The organism is Mycobacterium sp. 94-17, assembly GCF_035617725.1.
Lineage (GTDB): Bacteria > Actinomycetota > Actinomycetes > Mycobacteriales > Mycobacteriaceae > Mycobacterium.
The window spans coordinates 168306-184330 of sequence record NZ_JAPIYN010000004.1 but is presented as its reverse complement, the minus strand read 5'-3'; the positions used below and the strand labels follow the sequence as shown (position 1 = coordinate 184330).

The window sequence follows — 16025 nt, the reverse complement described above, 5'->3', positions numbered from 1 at the left end:
GCCGCGCTCGCGATCACCACTGTGCGGGATGGTGCTGACCCGCTTCGCCCGGCTCCGCCGCGCTCGCGATCACCACTAGGATCGGGTCCATGAGTGTTGCCTCCAGCGCCGACCTGATGGACTACGACGACGTTGTCGCGCGTTTCGATCCGGTACTCGGCCTCGAGGTGCACGTGGAGCTGTCCACCGTCACCAAGATGTTCTGCGGCTGCGCCACAGCATTCGGCGCCGAGCCCAACACCCAGGTGTGCCCGGTGTGCCTGGGCCTGCCCGGCTCGTTGCCCGTGCTCAACCAGAGCGCGGTCGAGTCGGCCATCCGCATCGGCCTGGCACTGAACTGCGAGATCGCCTCCTGGTGCCGCTTCGCGCGGAAGAACTACTTTTACCCGGACCAGCCCAAGAACTACCAGATTTCGCAGTACGACGAGCCCATCGCCGTCAACGGCTACCTCGAGGCGCCGCTGGAGGACGGCACCACCTGGCGGGTCGAGATCGAGCGTGCGCACATGGAAGAAGACACCGGCAAGCTCACCCACATCGGCAGTGAGACCGGCCGCATCCACGGGGCGACCACGTCATTGATCGACTACAACCGCGCCGGCGTGCCGTTGATCGAAATCGTCACCAAGCCCATCGAGGGCGCCGGCGACCGCGCGCCGCAGATCGCCCGCGCCTACGTGACGGCCTTGCGAGATCTGTTGCGCGCCTTGGGTGTATCCGACGTCCGGATGGATCAGGGCTCCATGCGCTGCGACGCCAATGTGTCGTTGAAGCCGGCCGGAGCGACCGAGTTCGGGACCCGGACCGAAACCAAGAACGTCAACTCGCTGAAAAGCGTCGAGGTCGCGGTGCGATACGAAATGCAACGCCAGGCCGCCGTCTTGGAATCCGGCGGACGGATCGTCCAGGAAACCCGGCACTTTCACGAAGCCGGCGGCTATACGAGCCCGGGCCGCACCAAAGAAACCGCCGAGGACTACCGGTACTTCCCCGAGCCCGACCTGGAGCCCGTCGCGCCCAGCCGGGAGTTGGTCGAGGAATTGCGCAAGACCATCCCCGAGCTGCCGTGGTTGAGCCGCAAGCGCATTCAGGACGAATGGGGCATCTCCGACGAGGTGATGCGCGACCTCGTCAACGCAGGGGCGATCGAATTGGTCACCGCCACCATCGAACACGGCGCTTCGGCCGAGCAGGCCCGCGCCTGGTGGGGAAACTTCTTGATGCAGAAGGCCAACGAGGCCAACGTGGCGCTGGATGAGCTGGCCATCACGCCCGCCCAGGTCGCCGCGGTGGTGGCATTGGTCGACGACGGCAAGCTGTCCACCAAGCTGGCCCGCCAGGTGGTCGAGGGGGTGCTGGCCGGGGAGGGCGAGCCCGAAGCGGTGATGACGGCCCGCGGCCTGGCGCTGGTGCGTGACGACTCGGTGACACAGGCCGCCGTAGACGAGGCGCTGGCGGCCAATCCTGATGTGGCAGAGAAGATTCGCGGCGGCAAGGTGGCCGCAGCCGGCGCGATCGTCGGCGCGGTGATGAAGGCCACCCGCGGTCAGGCCGACGCGGCCCGGGTGCGCGAATTGGTGTTGACCGCCTGCGGCCAGGGCTAGCCAATTCAGCGTCGAGTGTGAAATTCGCGGTGCGACGCGCCGGGATAGCGCCGCGAGATCCACACCCGACGGACCCGACGGAAGCCGTCAGCTCTTATCGTCGCTGTTGCGCGGGAATCCGCCGCCCTGCGGGAACAGCGGGAACACCACGTCGTCCAGCTTCTCGGCATCCCCGGCCGTCTTGTTGACGGTTGCGCCCCAGACGTTTCCATCCGGCGACATGCGCAGCGCCCACGCGTGGGCGTGGGTGTCCTTGCGGACGACGTCGGGGTCGCCGGTGACCGCGCCGGTGGCCGGCGCCAGCCGGACCGCGACCGTCAGCTTGGTGTTGATCAGGTTGACCAGCACGGTCCCGTCCATCGCCGCACAGCCGGCCACGCCCGGCTTGTCCGGCCAGGTCCACACCGTGGACACGTCCGACGTTTTGGTGATGCGCTGCAATCGATCCGCGGTCGGAGTGCGGTCGGCGACATACAGCGAGCCGTCGACCGGGTCGGTGCACAGGCCGCCGCCGGAACCCACCCCGGACAGCGCCGTCGTCGGTGGCGCCTGGCCCACCGTGGTCGGCTGCTCGATCCGCAGCACCTTGCCGGCCAGCGATTTGGGGTCGGCGGCCAGCGCCGGATTGCCCGCGTCCCCGGTCATCACCACCAGCGTGGTGGGGCTGGTGAAGATCAGCGCTCCGGTGTTTCCGGTGGCACCCTTGGGGATTCCGGTCAGGATGTCTTTGGGGATGTCGCCGTCGGCCACGCGGATGACCCGGTTGTCGGTCGGCGTGCTGATGTAGGCGTACATCAGCCGGTCCTGCGTGTAGGTCGGCGACAGCACGATGTCCATCAAGCCGCCGTCCCCGGACGAGTCCACCGGGATCACCGTCTTCACCTTGGGCTCGGCGCTGACGGAGATCTCCTTGACCGCGCCGGTGGTGCGCTCGGCGACGAGTGCGGTTTTGCTGTCGGGGCCCATGATGAGGCCGCTGGTGCTCTCCAGGCAGCCCTGCATCACCCCGGGTGCGGGACAGGCCTTGGGAAACGGCGTGGGCGGCAGCGGCGGCGGCGGGGGAGGCGTCGAGCTGGGTTGCGGCTTCAGCTCGGGGGCGGTGGTGAACGGTTGCGACTGGGCGTCGTTGAAGCGCGCGCACCCGCTGGTCGCCAGCACGAGGGCGCACAGCGCGGCGAACCCGCGCCGAACCGACCGCCCCGATCGCCCGTGTCGCATGACCGTCAGGCTACGGACAGTGCCGCAGGCGCCGCCACACGCGTCCCCGCGGCGTGCCGCCCAGAACCCGATCCATACCCGCGCCCGGCGAACGGGCAACTTTCCGCGGAGGAGTCCCGCGAAGACAGGCTCGGGGGGCGATTTGGGCCCGATTCGGCACGGATTGGCGGGCAAACCGCCGATTGCCAGGCGAAAGCGCCGCTCAAATCCCCAATTCGGGACCGAATGCCCTTACCCTGACACCCGTGAGCAGTCAACCGAATGACGCACATTGGCAACGGCCCGGCGAATCCGCGGAGCCGACCCCGGGACCCCCCGCATCGGCGCGGCTGGTCGATCCCGAAGATGATCTGACGCCAATCGGGTACCCCGGCGACTTCAACCCGTCGACCGGGACCACCACCTTCATCCCCTACGGCGCCGCCGCGGGGTCCGGGGCCGGGGGCTACAGCCTGCTGGAACAGCAGGAGCCGCTGCCCTACGTCCAGCCGCAAACCGTGGGCCGGCACACGTCCACCGACGCCGCCGATGCCGACGTCGACGACGACGAACACCACGACCGGCTGCGCGACGTCGGCCGGCGCGGAACGCAGCATCTGGGTTTGCTGCTGCTGCGTGTGGGGCTGGGCGTGGTGCTCGGCGCCCACGGGCTGCAGAAGCTGTTCGGCTGGTGGGGCGGGTCGGGCGTGACTGGGTTCAGGAACTCACTTTCCGACGTCGGCTATCAGCACGCCGACATTCTCGCCTACGTGAGCGCCGGCGGGGAGGTCGTCGCCGGCGTGCTGCTGGTGCTCGGCCTGTTCACGCCGCTGGCCGCGGCCGGTGCGCTGGCGTTTTTGATTAACGGCCTGCTGGCCAGCGTCTCGGTGCGGCCGCACACCCGCAACTTCTCGTTCTTCCTGCCCGAGGGGCACGAATACCAGATCACGCTGATCGTCATGGCCGCCGCGGTGGTGCTGTGCGGACCCGGCCGCTACGGCCTGGACGCGCGCCGCGGTTGGGCGCATCGCCCCTTCATCGGGTCGTTCGTCGCCCTGCTGGCCGGCATTGGGGCAGGCGTCGGGGTCTGGGTTGCCCTCAACGGCGTGAATCCGATCGGCTGACCGGCCCAGTCACTGATAGGGGTTGGGCACCCGCCCCGCGCTGGCCTCGGTCAGTTCGGGCAGCGTGGAGAACGTGACCGCGGGCAGGCGCAGCTCGGAGCCGTCCTTGAGGTGTGCGCGTCCCCACGAGCCGCGGTGGAATCGCAACCCGTCGATGTCATCCCAGCGCACCTTGTGACTACCGAACAGCGTCCGGACGGTCACACCCCGGTCGTCGGCCACGGTGCGCAGCCGGATGATCAACGCCGACAGCAGCACCGGAAGGATGAGCAGCGGTAGCGACGGCGGCCACAGCAGCACCGGGACCAGCAACCCGAGGGTCAAGAACCCGACGGCCAGATGCGCTATCGGCGACACCTTGATCACGACGGGCGCGCCGGACGGGGTTTGGGGAGACGAACCGGTAGCCACCCCGCCATCCTGTCACCCGGCAACGCAGCTGGTGACCGAGGCGCCGTCGGTCACGGATTTGACGGCTGAGCTGTGCGAAGGCTACCGTCGGACGCTATGGATACCGCCGGAAAGCCCGGGATGCTCGTAGTAATCGGTCGGCGCGTTGGTGCCTGACTTGCCCTTCGGCATTTGAAGCAATCCAGAACCAACGCGCAACCCTCGTGCAGCAGATGAGCTGTCGGGGGTTTTTTGTTGCCCCAGCGAGACTCCCGGAATGAATTAAGGACTGACGACAGTGAGCGTTCCCATCAGGCAGCACGCCTCCGCGACCCCGGACGCTGCCGACATCGCCACGGATGCGGCCAAGCCCGTCGTGAAATCTGCGGCGAGCAAGCCGAAACGCATTGGGCCCGAGCAACTTACCGGCGCACAATCGGTGATTCGCTCGTTGGAGGAATTGGGCGTAGAGGTCATCTTCGGCATTCCCGGCGGCGCGGTGCTGCCGGTCTATGACCCGCTGTTCGACTCGAAGAAGCTGCGCCACGTGCTGGTCCGCCACGAGCAGGGTGCCGGCCACGCCGCCAGCGGTTACGCGCACGCCACCGGCAAGGTCGGCGTCTGCATGGCGACGTCGGGCCCCGGTGCCACCAACCTGGTGACCCCGCTGGCCGATGCCCAGATGGACTCGATACCCGTCGTCGCCGTCACCGGCCAGGTCGGACGCTCGCTCATCGGCACCGACGCCTTCCAGGAAGCCGACATCTCGGGCATCACGATGCCGATCACCAAGCACAACTTCCTGGTCCGCTCCGGCAACGACATCCCGCAGGTGCTCGCCGAGGCGTTCCACATCGCCTCCTCGGGCCGCCCGGGGGCGGTGCTCGTCGACATCCCCAAGGACGTGCTGCAGGCCCCGTGCACGTTCAGCTGGCCGCCGCGTATCAACTTGCCCGGATACAAGCCGAACACCAAACCGCACAGCCGGCAGATTCGTGAGGCCGCGAAGCTGATCGCGGCCGCCCACAAGCCGGTGCTCTACGTGGGCGGCGGTGTCATTCGCGGTGACGCGACCGAGCAGCTGTACGAGCTGGCCGAGCTGACCGGCATCCCCGTGGTGACCACGCTGATGGCGCGCGGGGCGTTCCCGGACAGCCATCCGCAGCACATGGGCATGCCCGGCATGCACGGCACGGTCGCCGCGGTGGGCGCCCTGCAGAAAAGCGACCTGCTGATCGCGCTGGGCACCCGCTTCGATGACCGGGTGACGGGCAAACTCGACACCTTCGCCCCCGAGGCGAAGGTCATCCACGCCGACATCGATCCGGCCGAGATCGGCAAGAACCGCCACGCCGACGTGCCGATCGTCGGCGACGTCAAGGCCGTCATCGTCGAGCTGATCGAAATGCTGCGCCACGACGAGGTTCCCGGCAAGATCGACATGACCCAGTGGTGGGCCTACCTGAACGAGATCCAGTCCACCTACCCGCTGAGCTACGGGCCGCAGAGCGACGGCAGCCTCGGCCCGGAGTACGTCATCGAGAAGCTCGGCCAGATCGCCGGACCCGACGCCCTGTACGTCGCCGGCGTCGGCCAGCACCAGATGTGGGCCGCCCAGTTCATTTCCTACGAAAAGCCGCGCACCTGGCTCAACTCCGGCGGGCTGGGCACCATGGGCTTCGCCATTCCGGCGGCCATGGGCGCCAAGATGGCCCGCCCGGACGCCGAGGTGTGGGCGATCGACGGCGATGGTTGCTTCCAGATGACCAACCAGGAGCTGGCCACCTGCGCGGTCGAGGGCATCCCGATCAAGGTGGCGCTGATCAACAACGGCAACTTGGGCATGGTCCGTCAGTGGCAGACGCTCTTCTACGAAGAGCGTTACTCGCAGACCGATCTGGCCACGCACTCGCATCGCATCCCGGACTTCGTGAAGCTCGCGGAGGCGTTGGGCTGCGTCGGATTACGTTGCGAGCGTGAAGAAGACGTCGAAGGCGTGATCAACCAAGCACGTGCGATCAACGACCGCCCGGTGGTGATCGACTTCATCGTCGGCGCCGACGCGCAGGTGTGGCCGATGGTGGCGGCCGGCACCAGCAACGACGAGATCCAGGCGGCCCGCGGGATCCGCCCGCTGTTCGACGACGAGAGCGAAGGGCACGCCTGATGCATACGCACACCCTGTCGGTGCTGGTCGAGGACAAGCCCGGCGTGCTCGCCCGGGTGGCGGCGCTGTTCTCGCGGCGCGGGTTCAACATCGAGTCGCTGGCCGTTGGCGCCACCGAGCAGAAGGACATGTCGCGGATGACCATCGTGGTCTCCGCCGAGGAGACCCCGCTCGAGCAGATCACCAAGCAGCTCAACAAGCTGATCAACGTCATCAAGATCGTCGAGCTCGACGACGACAGCTCGGTGTCGCGGGAGTTGGCGTTGATCAAGGTGCGCGCCGATGCCGGTATCCGCAGCCAGGTGATCGAGGCGGTGAACCTGTTCCGCGCCAAGGTGATCGACGTGTCGCCGGAGGCGCTGACGATCGAGGCGACGGGCGACCGCGGCAAGATCGAGGCGCTGCTGCGGGTGCTGGAACCGTTCGGGATCCGCGAAATCGTCCAATCCGGTGTGGTGTCGTTGGCCCGCGGTCCCCGCGGAATCGGCACGGCCAAATAAGTTTTCAGCTGAGACAAGAAGGAGATAGAGAAGTGGCTAACCCGTCTGGGGAGACATTGCCGATGTTCTACGACGACGACGCCGACCTGACGATCATCCAGGGTCGCAAGGTCGGTGTCATCGGATACGGCAGTCAGGGACACGCGCATTCGCTGAGCCTGCGCGACTCCGGTGTTCAGGTGAAGGTGGGCCTCAAGGAGGGCTCGAAGTCGCGTGCCAAGGTCGAGGAGCAGGGCTTGGACGTCGACACCCCGGCCGAGGTGGCCAAGTGGGCCGACGTCATCATGCTGCTGGCGCCGGACACGGCGCAGGCGGACATCTTCAAGAACGACATCGAACCCAACCTCCAGGATGGGGACGCGCTGTTCTTCGGGCACGGCCTCAACATTCACTTCGACCTGATCAAGCCGCCGGCCAACGTCACCATCGCGATGGTGGCGCCGAAGGGCCCGGGGCACCTGGTGCGTCGTCAGTTCGTCGACGGCAAGGGTGTGCCCTGCCTGATCGCGGTCGACCAAGACCCGACCGGCGAGGGTGAGGCGCTGGCGCTGTCCTACGCCAAGGCCATCGGCGGTACCCGCGCGGGTGTCATCAAGACCACCTTCAAGGATGAGACCGAGACCGACCTGTTCGGTGAGCAAGCCGTGTTATGCGGTGGCACAGAGGAATTGGTGAAGACCGGGTTCGACGTGATGGTCGAGGCGGGCTATCCGCCGGAGATGGCCTACTTCGAGGTGCTGCACGAGCTCAAGCTGATCGTCGACCTGATGTACGAGGGCGGCATCGCGCGGATGAACTACTCGGTCTCCGACACCGCGGAATTCGGCGGCTACCTGTCGGGTCCGCGTGTCATCGACGCCGGCACCAAGGAGCGGATGCGAGAGATCCTGCGCGACATTCAAAGCGGCGAGTTCACCAAGAAGCTGGTCGCCAACGTCGAGGGCGGCAACAAGCAACTCGAGCAGCTGCGCAAGGAGAACGCCGAGCACCCCATCGAGGTCACCGGCAAGAAGCTGCGCGACCTCATGAGCTGGGTCGACCGGCCGATCACCGAAACCGCCTGAGTTTCGTGCGCCGCGGCCGAGCGTCACGCCAGCGTGGCGCTCGGCCAGCGTCGTCACGCTGGCGTGACGTTCGGTGGCTTAGGGGGCTGCCAGCCGCCCGGCGACCGCCACCACCCGGCGGGCCAAATGGTCGAGCGCGTTGGCCGTCGCCTCGTCGAATTCGTTGATGTTGTCATGCGTGGTGACCAGGCTCGCCCCATAGGGATTGCCGTCGACGAACTTGCACGCCTCCGTGTATCCGGGCGGCACGATGATGCCGCCGAAATGCATCAGCGTGATGTACAGCGCGAGCAGGGTGGTTTCCTGGCCGCCGTGAACGGTGTTGGACGACGTGAAGCCCGCGTACACCTTGTCCGCGAGCTTGCCCTGCGCCCACAGCCCGCCCAGCGAGTCGAGAAACGCTCGCAATTGGGCTGCGGGAGAGCCGAATCGGGTCGGTGAACCGAAGATCACCGCATCGGCCCAGACGATGTCGTCGCCGGTGGCCGCCGGAAGGTCTTTGGTGGCCTCGTAGTTCGCCGTCCAGGCCGGGTTGTGCGCGAACGATTCGGGATCCTGTGTTTCGGCGACGTGCTTCAGGCGGACTTCGGCGCCCGCCGACTCGGCCGCGGCGGCAACGCGATGCGCCATCGTGGTGCCGTGGCCGGTGGCCGAGTAGTAGATGATCGCAAGTTTCGTCACGGCGCCATCGTAGGCAACGAAGTGCGTGCGGCGTCGCGACCGGCCATGCTGTGTACGCCTCCGCCGGCCGACGACCTGCACTTTCAGGTCGGCCCGGGCGCAGACCGCGGCGAGGGTCGGCCCGTCGGGCCCGCCGCCGACGATGGTGACGTCGAGGCGTCAATCACAGCCGATAGGCTGGCCGGGTGAATCTGCCTGTTGTACTCATCGCCGACAAGCTAGCCGAATCAACCGTCGCCGCCCTGGGTGACCAGGTGGAGGTGCGCTGGGTCGACGGTCCCGATCGCGAGAAGCTGCTGGCGGCCGTGCCGGAGGCCGATGCGCTGCTGGTGCGTTCGGCGACCACCGTCGACGCCGAGGTCCTGGCGGCGGCGCCCAAGCTCAAGATCGTCGCCCGCGCCGGGGTGGGCCTGGACAACGTCGACGTGCCCGCCGCCACCGAACGCGGTGTGCTGGTGGTCAACGCGCCGACGTCGAACATCCACAGCGCCGCCGAGCACGCGCTGGCGCTGCTGCTGTCCGCGGCCCGGCAGGTCCCGGCCGCCGACGCCTCGCTACGGGAGCACGCCTGGAAGCGGTCGTCCTTCTCGGGCACCGAGATCTTCGGCAAGACGGTCGGGGTGGTGGGCCTGGGCCGGATCGGCCAGTTGGTTGCCCAGCGGCTCAGCGCCTTCGGCACCCACCTGATCGCCTACGACCCCTACGTGTCGCCGGCCCGCGCCGCGCAGTTGGGCATCGAGCTGCTGACGCTGGACGAACTGCTGGCCCGCGCCGACTTCATCTCGGTGCACTTGCCGAAGACCCCCGAAACCGCGGGCCTGATCGACACGGACGCGCTGGCGAAGACCAAGCAGGGCGTCATTATCGTCAACGCCGCCCGCGGTGGTCTGGTGGACGAGGCCGCGCTGGCCGAGGCGGTGCGCAGCGGCCACGTGCGCGCGGCCGGTCTGGACGTCTTCTCCAAGGAGCCGTGCACCGACAGCCCGCTGTTCGAGCTGCCGCAGGTGGTGGTCACCCCACACCTGGGGGCATCGACCGAGGAGGCGCAGGACCGGGCCGGCACCGACGTGGCGGCAAGCGTGAAGCTCGCTCTGGCCGGGGAATTCGTTCCCGACGCGGTCAACGTCGGTGGCGGGGTGGTCAACGAGGAGGTTGCGCCCTGGCTGGACCTGGTGCGCAAGCTCGGGGTGCTGGCCGCCACGCTGTCTGACGGGCCGCCTGCGTCGGTGTCGGTGCAGGTGCGCGGTGAGCTGGCCTCCGAAGATGTTGAGGTGCTTAAGCTTTCGGTGCTGCGCGGGTTGTTCTCGGCCGTTGTCGAGGGGCCGGTGACGTTTGTCAACGCCCCGGCGCTGGCCGAAGAACGCGGCATCATCGCCGAAATCGGCACAGCGTCGGAAAGTCCGAACCACCGCAGCGTGGTCGACGTGCGTGCGGTTGCGCACGACGGCACCGCCGTCAACGTCGCCGGCACCCTGTCCGGACCACAGCTGGTGGAGAAGATCGTGCAGATCAACGGCCGCAACTTCGATCTGCGCGCCCGCGGCATCAACCTGGTGATCAACTACGTCGACCAACCCGGCGCGCTGGGCAAGATCGGCACCCTGCTGGGTTCGGCCGGGGTGAACATCGAGGCCGCGCAGCTCTCCGAGGACACCGAGGGTCCGAGTGCGACGATCCTGCTGCGGCTGGACCGAGACGTGCCCGCGGACCTGCGGGCGGAAATCGGCGCGGCCGTCGGCGCCAACAAGCTCGAGGTGGTTGATCTGTCGTGAGCGCGGCGACGATGAAGCTGGCGGTGATCGAGGGCGATGGTATCGGGCCCGAGGTTGTTTCCGAGGCCGTCAAAATCCTGGACGCGGTGCTGCCCGGGGTGGACAAGACCAGCTACGACCTGGGGGCGCGGCGATACCACGCCACCGGTGAGTTACTGCCGGACTCGGTCGTTGAGGAACTGCGTGCGCATGACGCCATCCTGCTCGGGGCCATCGGCGATCCATCGGTGCCGAGCGGCGTGCTGGAGCGAGGGCTATTGCTGCGCCTGCGTTTTGAGCTCGACCACCACATCAACTTGCGGCCCGGCCGGCTGTATCCGGGAGTGACCAGCCCGCTGTCGGGCAACCCCGAGATCGATTTCGTGGTGGTGCGCGAGGGAACCGAAGGCCCCTACACCGGCACCGGGGGCGCCATCCGCGTCGGGACGCCCAACGAGGTCGCGACCGAGGTGAGCCAGAACACGGCATTCGGCGTGCGCCGCGTGGTCGCCGACGCGTTCGAGCGGGCCCGACGACGCCGAAAGCACTTGACCCTGGTGCACAAGACCAACGTGCTGACCTTCGCCGGCAGGCTGTGGTCGCGCATCGTGGCCGAGGTCGGCCGCGACTTCCCCGACGTCGAGGTGGCGTATCAGCACATCGACGCCGCGACCATCTTCATGGTCACCGACCCCGGCCGCTTCGACGTGATCGTCACCGACAACCTGTTCGGCGACATCATCACCGACCTGTCGGCGGCGGTGTGCGGCGGAATTGGCTTGGCGGCCAGTGGAAATATCGACGGCAGCCGGACCAATCCCTCGATGTTCGAGCCCGTCCACGGCAGTGCCCCGGACATCGCCGGCCAGGGCATCGCCGATCCGACGGCCGCCATCATGTCGGTGGCACTGCTGCTCGCCCATGTCGGCGAGGACGCCGCCGCTTCGCGCGTGGACCGGGCCGTCGAGCAGTATCTGGCAACACGGCCGAACGGACCGCGCGCCACCACCGAAGTCGGCGAACGGATTGCCGCCGGGCTCTAGTCTCCAGGCCGGGCGGCAGCAACCGCGTCGGCACCAGCGGCACCGCCGCCAGGGGGAACAACGCGCACAACATCCATGCCGGTGGATATTTCGCCGCCGAGATCAACGCGCCGAACAGTGGGGGGCCAGCGGCCGCCATCATCCGCTGGGTGGTGTTCTGGATGCCCAGGGCACGCCCGCTCCAGAACGGGCCGGCGAATTCGGTGATGGCGGTGGCCTCCAACCCGTTGTCGAGAACCGCGACCACCGAGACGGCGACCATCAACGTCGACTGCCACCGGTTGTTCGTGTAGTCGGCCCACGCCAGCAAGAGCAGGGTCAGCACGGCGGCCGCCGCGATGTAGCGCACGGGTCGCATGCGCGAGCCCAGCCGATCCGACCAGCGGCCCACGGCCACGCGGCCGAGCGCGCCGAGCAGCTGCGAGAGAGTGACCAATCCGCCCGCCGCCGCGACCGACCAGTGCAGGTTCTTGATCAGCCACACCAGCATGAACGTCACGGTCACCGTCTGCGGCATCATCATCAGTCCCGCCACCGTGTGAATTCGCCAGAGCGTCAACGACCCTCGATACGGGTTGGCGAGTTCCTGATCGCTCGCGCTGGCGCGGGGTTTGCGTGGTGGGTCGACAATTCCCACGACGCTCAATACCGCTCCGACCGCGCATGCCAGCGCGGTGAACCGAAGGCCGGCCTGCGGCCCATGCTCGGCCAGTTCGGGAATTATGAGCGCGCCCAAGGCGATTCCCAGGGGTTGCGCGGTTTGCCGGATGCCCATGGCCAGCCCGCGCTGGTGCGGCGGGAACCAGGCGGACACCAGCCGCCCGCCGGCGGTATTGCAACTGGCGGCGGCCATACCGCCGAGAAACAGGTACACGGCGATCAGTGCCAGCGAATGCGCCGAGGCCGCGGCGTAGGCCGCTATCGCGGTGAGCGCCGAGCCCGCGCTCATCACCACCCGCTCGCCGACCCGGTCCAGGACGGCTCCCCAGAGCACCAGCGTGACCACCATGCCCCAGCTGGGCATCGAAGCCAGCAGACCGGCTTCGTCGAGGCGGATTCCCCGTGCGGACTGCAGCGACGGAATGAGGAACGCGACACCGTTGATGAACAGGAACGAACTCGCCGTTGCCAGCAGCGAAACGATCATGATCGCCCAGCGCGCGCCGGTGCCGATTTCCGGTGTCGCGGCCGGGTCGGTCTGCATTCCCCATGCTTGCATATCGGCGCGAAAATGACGGGCACTAGGCTCGACTGAATGCGCCTTGGTCGAATCGCCAGCCCGGACGGTGTCGCCTTCGTCAGTATCGAAGGTGAGCTCAACGATCCAGCCGACATGATCGTGCGCGAGATCGCCGAGCATCCATTCGGCGCGCCGAACTTCACCGGCCGATCATGGCCGCTGGCCGACGTCCGATTGCTCGCCCCGATACTGGCCAGCAAGGTGGTGTGTGTCGGGAAGAACTACGCCGACCACATCGCCGAGATGAAAGACACGACCGGCCCCGCCCCGGTCGATCCGGTGATCTTCCTCAAACCCAACACCGCGATCATCGGCCCGAACGTTCCTATTCGGTTGCCGGCCAACGCATCACCGGTGCACTTCGAAGGCGAACTGGGGGTGGTCATCGGCCGGCCCTGCAAGGACGTCTCGGCCGCCCAGGCGGCGCAGAACATCCTCGGCTACACGATCGGCAATGATGTGTCCGCTCGCGACCAACAAAGGGCTGACGGCCAATGGACCAGGGCCAAGGGGCATGACACTTTCTGTCCGGTGGGGCCGTGGATCGTCACCGACCTCAAACCGCTGGACCCGGGTGACCTGGAATTGCGCACCGAGGTCAACGGCGAGGTCAAGCAACACAGCCGTACCTCCTTGCTGATTCACGACATCGGGTCGATCGTCGAGTGGATTTCGGCCGTGATGACCTTGCTGCCGGGTGACATCATCCTCACCGGAACGCCGGCGGGCGTCGGCCCGATCGAGGACGGCGACACCGTATCCATCACCATCGAGGGCATCGGTACCCTGACCAATCCCGTGGTCCGCAAAGGAAAATCGTGACTGCACCAGCACACGCACACCTAGTCCGGGTCCGATTCTGTCCCTCGCCCACCGGCACCCCGCACGTCGGAATGGTGCGCACGGCGCTGTTCAATTGGGCCTACGCCCGACACACCGGGGGCACCTTCGTCTTTCGCATCGAGGACACCGATGCGCAGCGCGACAGCGAGGAAAGCTATCTGGCACTGCTGGACGCGTTGCGCTGGCTCGGTCTGGATTGGGACGAGGGGCCGGAGGTGGGCGGGCCCCATGGCCCGTACCGCCAGTCGCTTCGCAGTGAGATCTATCGCGACGTGGTGGCCAGGCTGCTCGAAGCGGGCGAGGCCTACTACGCCTTCTCGACGCCGGAGGAGGTCGAGGCGCGCCACGTCGCCGCGGGCCGCAATCCCAAGCTGGGCTACGACAATTTCGACCGGCAGCTCACCGATTCCCAACGCGCCGCGCTCCTCGCCGAGGGCCGTAAACCCGTGGTGCGGCTGCGGATGCCCGACGAAGACCTCGCATGGGACGACCTGGTTCGCGGCACTACCAGCTTCGCGGCCGGGTCCGTGCCCGACTTCGCGTTGACCCGCGCCAACGGAGATCCGTTGTACACCTTGGTCAACCCGTGCGATGACGCGCTGATGAAGATCACCCATGTGCTGCGCGGGGAGGACCTGCTGCCGTCGACGCCGCGCCAGCTCGCGCTGTATCAGGCGTTGATCCGGATCGGTGTGGCCGAGCGTACCCCGCAGTTCGCCCACCTCCCAACGGTATTGGGGGAGGGAACCAAAAAGCTGTCCAAGCGCGACCCGCAGTCGAACCTGTTCGCTCACCGCGACCGGGGTTTCATCCCCGAAGGACTGCTCAACTATCTCGCGCTACTCGGCTGGGCCATCGCCGACGACCGCGACGTGTTCAGCCTCGAGGAGATGGTGGCCGCGTTCGATGTGGCCGACGTCAACTCCAACCCCGCCCGCTTCGACCAGAAGAAGGCCGACGCGCTCAACGCCGAACACATCCGGATGCTGACGGTCGACGACTTCGCCGGCAGGCTGCGCGACTATTTCCAGGTGCACGGTCACCGCCTCGACCTGGACGACGCCGGCTTCGCCACCGCCGCCGACTTGGTGCAGACCCGCATCGTGGTACTCGGTGACGCGTGGGATCTGCTGAAGTTCCTCAACGACGACGAGTACGCGCTCGACCCGAAGGCCGTCGCCAAGGAGTTGGCCGCCGACGGTGCCGCGGTTCTGGACGCGGCGCTGCCCGCGCTGGACGGCGTGGTGGATTGGACGGCGCCGCAGATCGAGGCCGCGCTCAAGGCCGCGCTCATCGACGCTCTGGGCCTCAAGCCGCGCAAGGCGTTCGGCCCGGTCAGGGTGGGGGCCACCGGGACGACGATCAGCCCGCCGCTGTTCGAGTCGCTCGAGTTGCTGGGCCGCGAACGCAGCATGGTCCGACTGCGGGCGGCGCGGGAGACGGCCGGGAGCGACACCGCCTGAGCGGGCGGGACCGTGCGTGCGCAGCGCCCGCCGAGACTTTGGTAGTCTGCACTGCGGTTTGCACACCGGTTTGAAGAAGGCCGACAACGGCTGGCGGCGGTGGACTTCAAAGAGCTCCGAAGAGAGCATGGAAGCCCGTAACGACGCTGACCAGCGGTTTTAGGCAGCCAATGGGGTATGGTGTAATTGGCAACACAGCTGATTCTGGTTCAGCCATTCTAGGTTCGAGTCCTGGTACCCCAGCAAAGCTTCCCGGCCCCAAGCGATTAGGTGGGCTTAGCGGGGTGAGCTATGCTGACTGCTCGGATCGTTTCTGGCCCCGTCGTCTAGCGGCCTAGGACGCCGCCCTCTCACGGCGGTAGCGTGGGTTCGAATCCCATCGGGGCTACATAATTCGCAGTCACCCGTCGGTTCCCAGGACCGACGGTGCTGTCGACCCTCCCACCGGCATGGCCGGTAAGCCGAGCTTGCGGTGATCCCACGAACGTGCCCGGCGGGCCACGATGCGAACGCAGACGCGCTTGTTCATCATCTGCTCGACGAACGGCTTCATGTCGTCGCTGTAGGGACCGGTGTAGCGCTCCCACACGCTGACGCCCACCCGGTGTGCGACGTCGGGATCGTCGACGATCTCGGCGACGCCCTCGAACGACACCCCGCGCAGCGTGTCGTAGGTGTGGCCGTCCTCGATCAGGAAGCTCACCCGCGGATCGCGCTTGAGGTTGACGGCCTTCTGCGACTTCGCCTTGGTCTCCAGCCAGATCTCACCGTCGACGACGGCATACCACATGGCGGTCAAGTGCGGCTGGCCGTCGGCGCCGACGGTGGCCAGCGTGCCGGTGCGGCTTTTCACGACGAAGTCGGCGATCTCGTCTTCGGACATGACGATGCTCGCGCGCTGATTGGTTCCCATGCCGGTCAGTCTGTCAGGCGGGCCGCGATCCGGTGTGCGCCGGTG

At 67.3% G+C, this 16025-nt stretch carries 13 protein-coding genes, 2 tRNA genes and 1 pseudogene; 11 read left to right on the top strand and 5 right to left on the bottom strand.

Annotated elements, in window-relative coordinates:
* The first annotated feature begins 89 nt into the window (after positions 1–89).
* Positions 90–1604 carry an Asp-tRNA(Asn)/Glu-tRNA(Gln) amidotransferase subunit GatB gene (gene gatB, locus OQ789_RS07160; RefSeq protein WP_420716060.1) on the top strand — a complete coding sequence of 505 codons (1515 nt, stop codon included), beginning with the start codon at positions 90–92 and terminating at the stop codon, positions 1602–1604.
* 87 nt (positions 1605–1691) lie between these two features.
* Here the strand turns inward: gatB and OQ789_RS07155 are convergent, their stop codons facing one another.
* Positions 1692–2822 (bottom strand): sorbosone dehydrogenase family protein, encoded by a 1131-nt coding sequence (locus tag OQ789_RS07155; protein ID WP_324684511.1) that lies wholly within the window; start codon positions 2820–2822, stop codon positions 1692–1694.
* Positions 2823–3067: 245 nt separating this feature from the next.
* Between OQ789_RS07155 and OQ789_RS07150 the strand changes: the two genes are divergently transcribed.
* Positions 3068–3925 carry a DoxX family protein gene (locus tag OQ789_RS07150; protein WP_324684510.1) on the top strand — a complete coding sequence of 286 codons (858 nt, stop codon included), beginning with the start codon at positions 3068–3070 and terminating at the stop codon, positions 3923–3925.
* Between the two features lie 9 nt (positions 3926–3934).
* On the opposite strand, the gene OQ789_RS07145 is transcribed toward OQ789_RS07150, so the two are convergent.
* Positions 3935–4291 carry a PH domain-containing protein gene (locus tag OQ789_RS07145; RefSeq protein WP_324684686.1) on the bottom strand — a complete coding sequence of 119 codons (357 nt, stop codon included), beginning with the start codon at positions 4289–4291 and terminating at the stop codon, positions 3935–3937.
* A 373-nt stretch (positions 4292–4664) separates the two neighbouring features.
* Here OQ789_RS07145 and OQ789_RS07140 point away from each other — a divergent pair, with 373 nt between their 5' ends.
* The 3 genes from OQ789_RS07140 to ilvC all read left to right on the top strand — a co-directional run bounded on the left by OQ789_RS07140 (position 4665) and on the right by ilvC (position 8046).
* On the top strand, positions 4665–6482 hold the full coding sequence (locus tag OQ789_RS07140) for an acetolactate synthase large subunit (RefSeq protein WP_324684684.1): 1818 nt from the start codon (positions 4665–4667) through the stop codon (positions 6480–6482).
* Entirely contained in the window at positions 6482–6982 is a 501-nt protein-coding gene (gene ilvN, locus OQ789_RS07135) for an acetolactate synthase small subunit (protein WP_324684508.1), read from the top strand. The genes OQ789_RS07140 and ilvN overlap by 1 nt, the downstream gene beginning before the upstream one ends.
* Positions 6983–7044: 62 nt before the next feature.
* Positions 7045–8046, top strand: coding sequence for a ketol-acid reductoisomerase (gene ilvC, locus OQ789_RS07130; RefSeq protein WP_324684682.1), 1002 nt, complete (start codon positions 7045–7047; stop codon positions 8044–8046).
* Between the two features lie 78 nt (positions 8047–8124).
* On the opposite strand, the gene wrbA is transcribed toward ilvC, so the two are convergent.
* Positions 8125–8727 (bottom strand): NAD(P)H:quinone oxidoreductase, encoded by a 603-nt coding sequence (gene wrbA, locus OQ789_RS07125; RefSeq protein WP_324684507.1) that lies wholly within the window; start codon positions 8725–8727, stop codon positions 8125–8127.
* Between the two features lie 185 nt (positions 8728–8912).
* Here wrbA and serA point away from each other — a divergent pair, with 185 nt between their 5' ends.
* Together serA and OQ789_RS07115 are read left to right on the top strand one after the other, a co-directional pair.
* Positions 8913–10499 carry a phosphoglycerate dehydrogenase gene (gene serA, locus OQ789_RS07120; RefSeq protein ID WP_324684506.1) on the top strand — a complete coding sequence of 529 codons (1587 nt, stop codon included), beginning with the start codon at positions 8913–8915 and terminating at the stop codon, positions 10497–10499.
* Positions 10500–10510: 11 nt separating this feature from the next.
* Entirely contained in the window at positions 10511–11521 is a 1011-nt protein-coding gene (locus tag OQ789_RS07115; RefSeq protein WP_324684681.1) for a 3-isopropylmalate dehydrogenase, read from the top strand.
* 133 nt (positions 11522–11654) lie between these two features.
* Here OQ789_RS07115 and OQ789_RS07110 read toward each other — a convergent pair.
* Positions 11655–12668, bottom strand: a pseudogene (locus OQ789_RS07110) (MFS transporter); the annotation flags it as partial.
* 108 nt (positions 12669–12776) lie between these two features.
* Between OQ789_RS07110 and OQ789_RS07105 the strand changes: the two are divergent.
* The 4 genes from OQ789_RS07105 to OQ789_RS07090 all read left to right on the top strand — a co-directional run bounded on the left by OQ789_RS07105 (position 12777) and on the right by OQ789_RS07090 (position 15455).
* Positions 12777–13583, top strand: a complete 807-nt coding sequence (locus OQ789_RS07105) for a fumarylacetoacetate hydrolase family protein (RefSeq protein WP_324684505.1) — start codon at positions 12777–12779, stop codon at positions 13581–13583.
* Positions 13580–15067, top strand: a complete 1488-nt coding sequence (gltX, locus tag OQ789_RS07100) for a glutamate--tRNA ligase (RefSeq protein WP_324684504.1) — start codon at positions 13580–13582, stop codon at positions 15065–15067. The genes OQ789_RS07105 and gltX overlap by 4 nt, the downstream gene beginning before the upstream one ends.
* Positions 15068–15238: 171 nt before the next feature.
* Positions 15239–15310: transfer RNA gene (locus OQ789_RS07095), tRNA-Gln, on the top strand.
* A 72-nt stretch (positions 15311–15382) separates the two neighbouring features.
* Positions 15383–15455: transfer RNA gene (locus OQ789_RS07090), tRNA-Glu, on the top strand.
* 12 nt (positions 15456–15467) lie between these two features.
* On the opposite strand, the gene OQ789_RS07085 is transcribed toward OQ789_RS07090, so the two are convergent.
* Positions 15468–15980 carry a PPOX class F420-dependent oxidoreductase gene (locus OQ789_RS07085; RefSeq protein WP_324684502.1) on the bottom strand — a complete coding sequence of 171 codons (513 nt, stop codon included), beginning with the start codon at positions 15978–15980 and terminating at the stop codon, positions 15468–15470.
* Between the last annotated feature and the right edge of the window lie 45 nt (positions 15981–16025).

Bases quoted from the DNA above. Each gene is read 5' to 3' on its own strand.
- ilvN (WP_324684508.1), top strand. From the start codon at position 6,482: ATGCATACGCACACCCTGTCGGTGCTGGTCGAGGACAAGCCCGGCGTG.
- OQ789_RS07115 (WP_324684681.1), top strand. From the start codon at position 10,511: ATGAAGCTGGCGGTGATCGAGGGCGATGGTATCGGGCCCGAGGTTGTT.
- OQ789_RS07105 (WP_324684505.1), top strand. From the start codon at position 12,777: ATGCGCCTTGGTCGAATCGCCAGCCCGGACGGTGTCGCCTTCGTCAGT.
- ilvC (WP_324684682.1), top strand. From the start codon at position 7,045: ATGTTCTACGACGACGACGCCGACCTGACGATCATCCAGGGTCGCAAG.
- gatB (WP_420716060.1), top strand. From the start codon at position 90: ATGAGTGTTGCCTCCAGCGCCGACCTGATGGACTACGACGACGTTGTC.
- OQ789_RS07155 (WP_324684511.1), bottom strand. From the start codon at position 2,822: ATGCGACACGGGCGATCGGGGCGGTCGGTTCGGCGCGGGTTCGCCGCG.
- OQ789_RS07085 (WP_324684502.1), bottom strand. From the start codon at position 15,980: ATGGGAACCAATCAGCGCGCGAGCATCGTCATGTCCGAAGACGAGATC.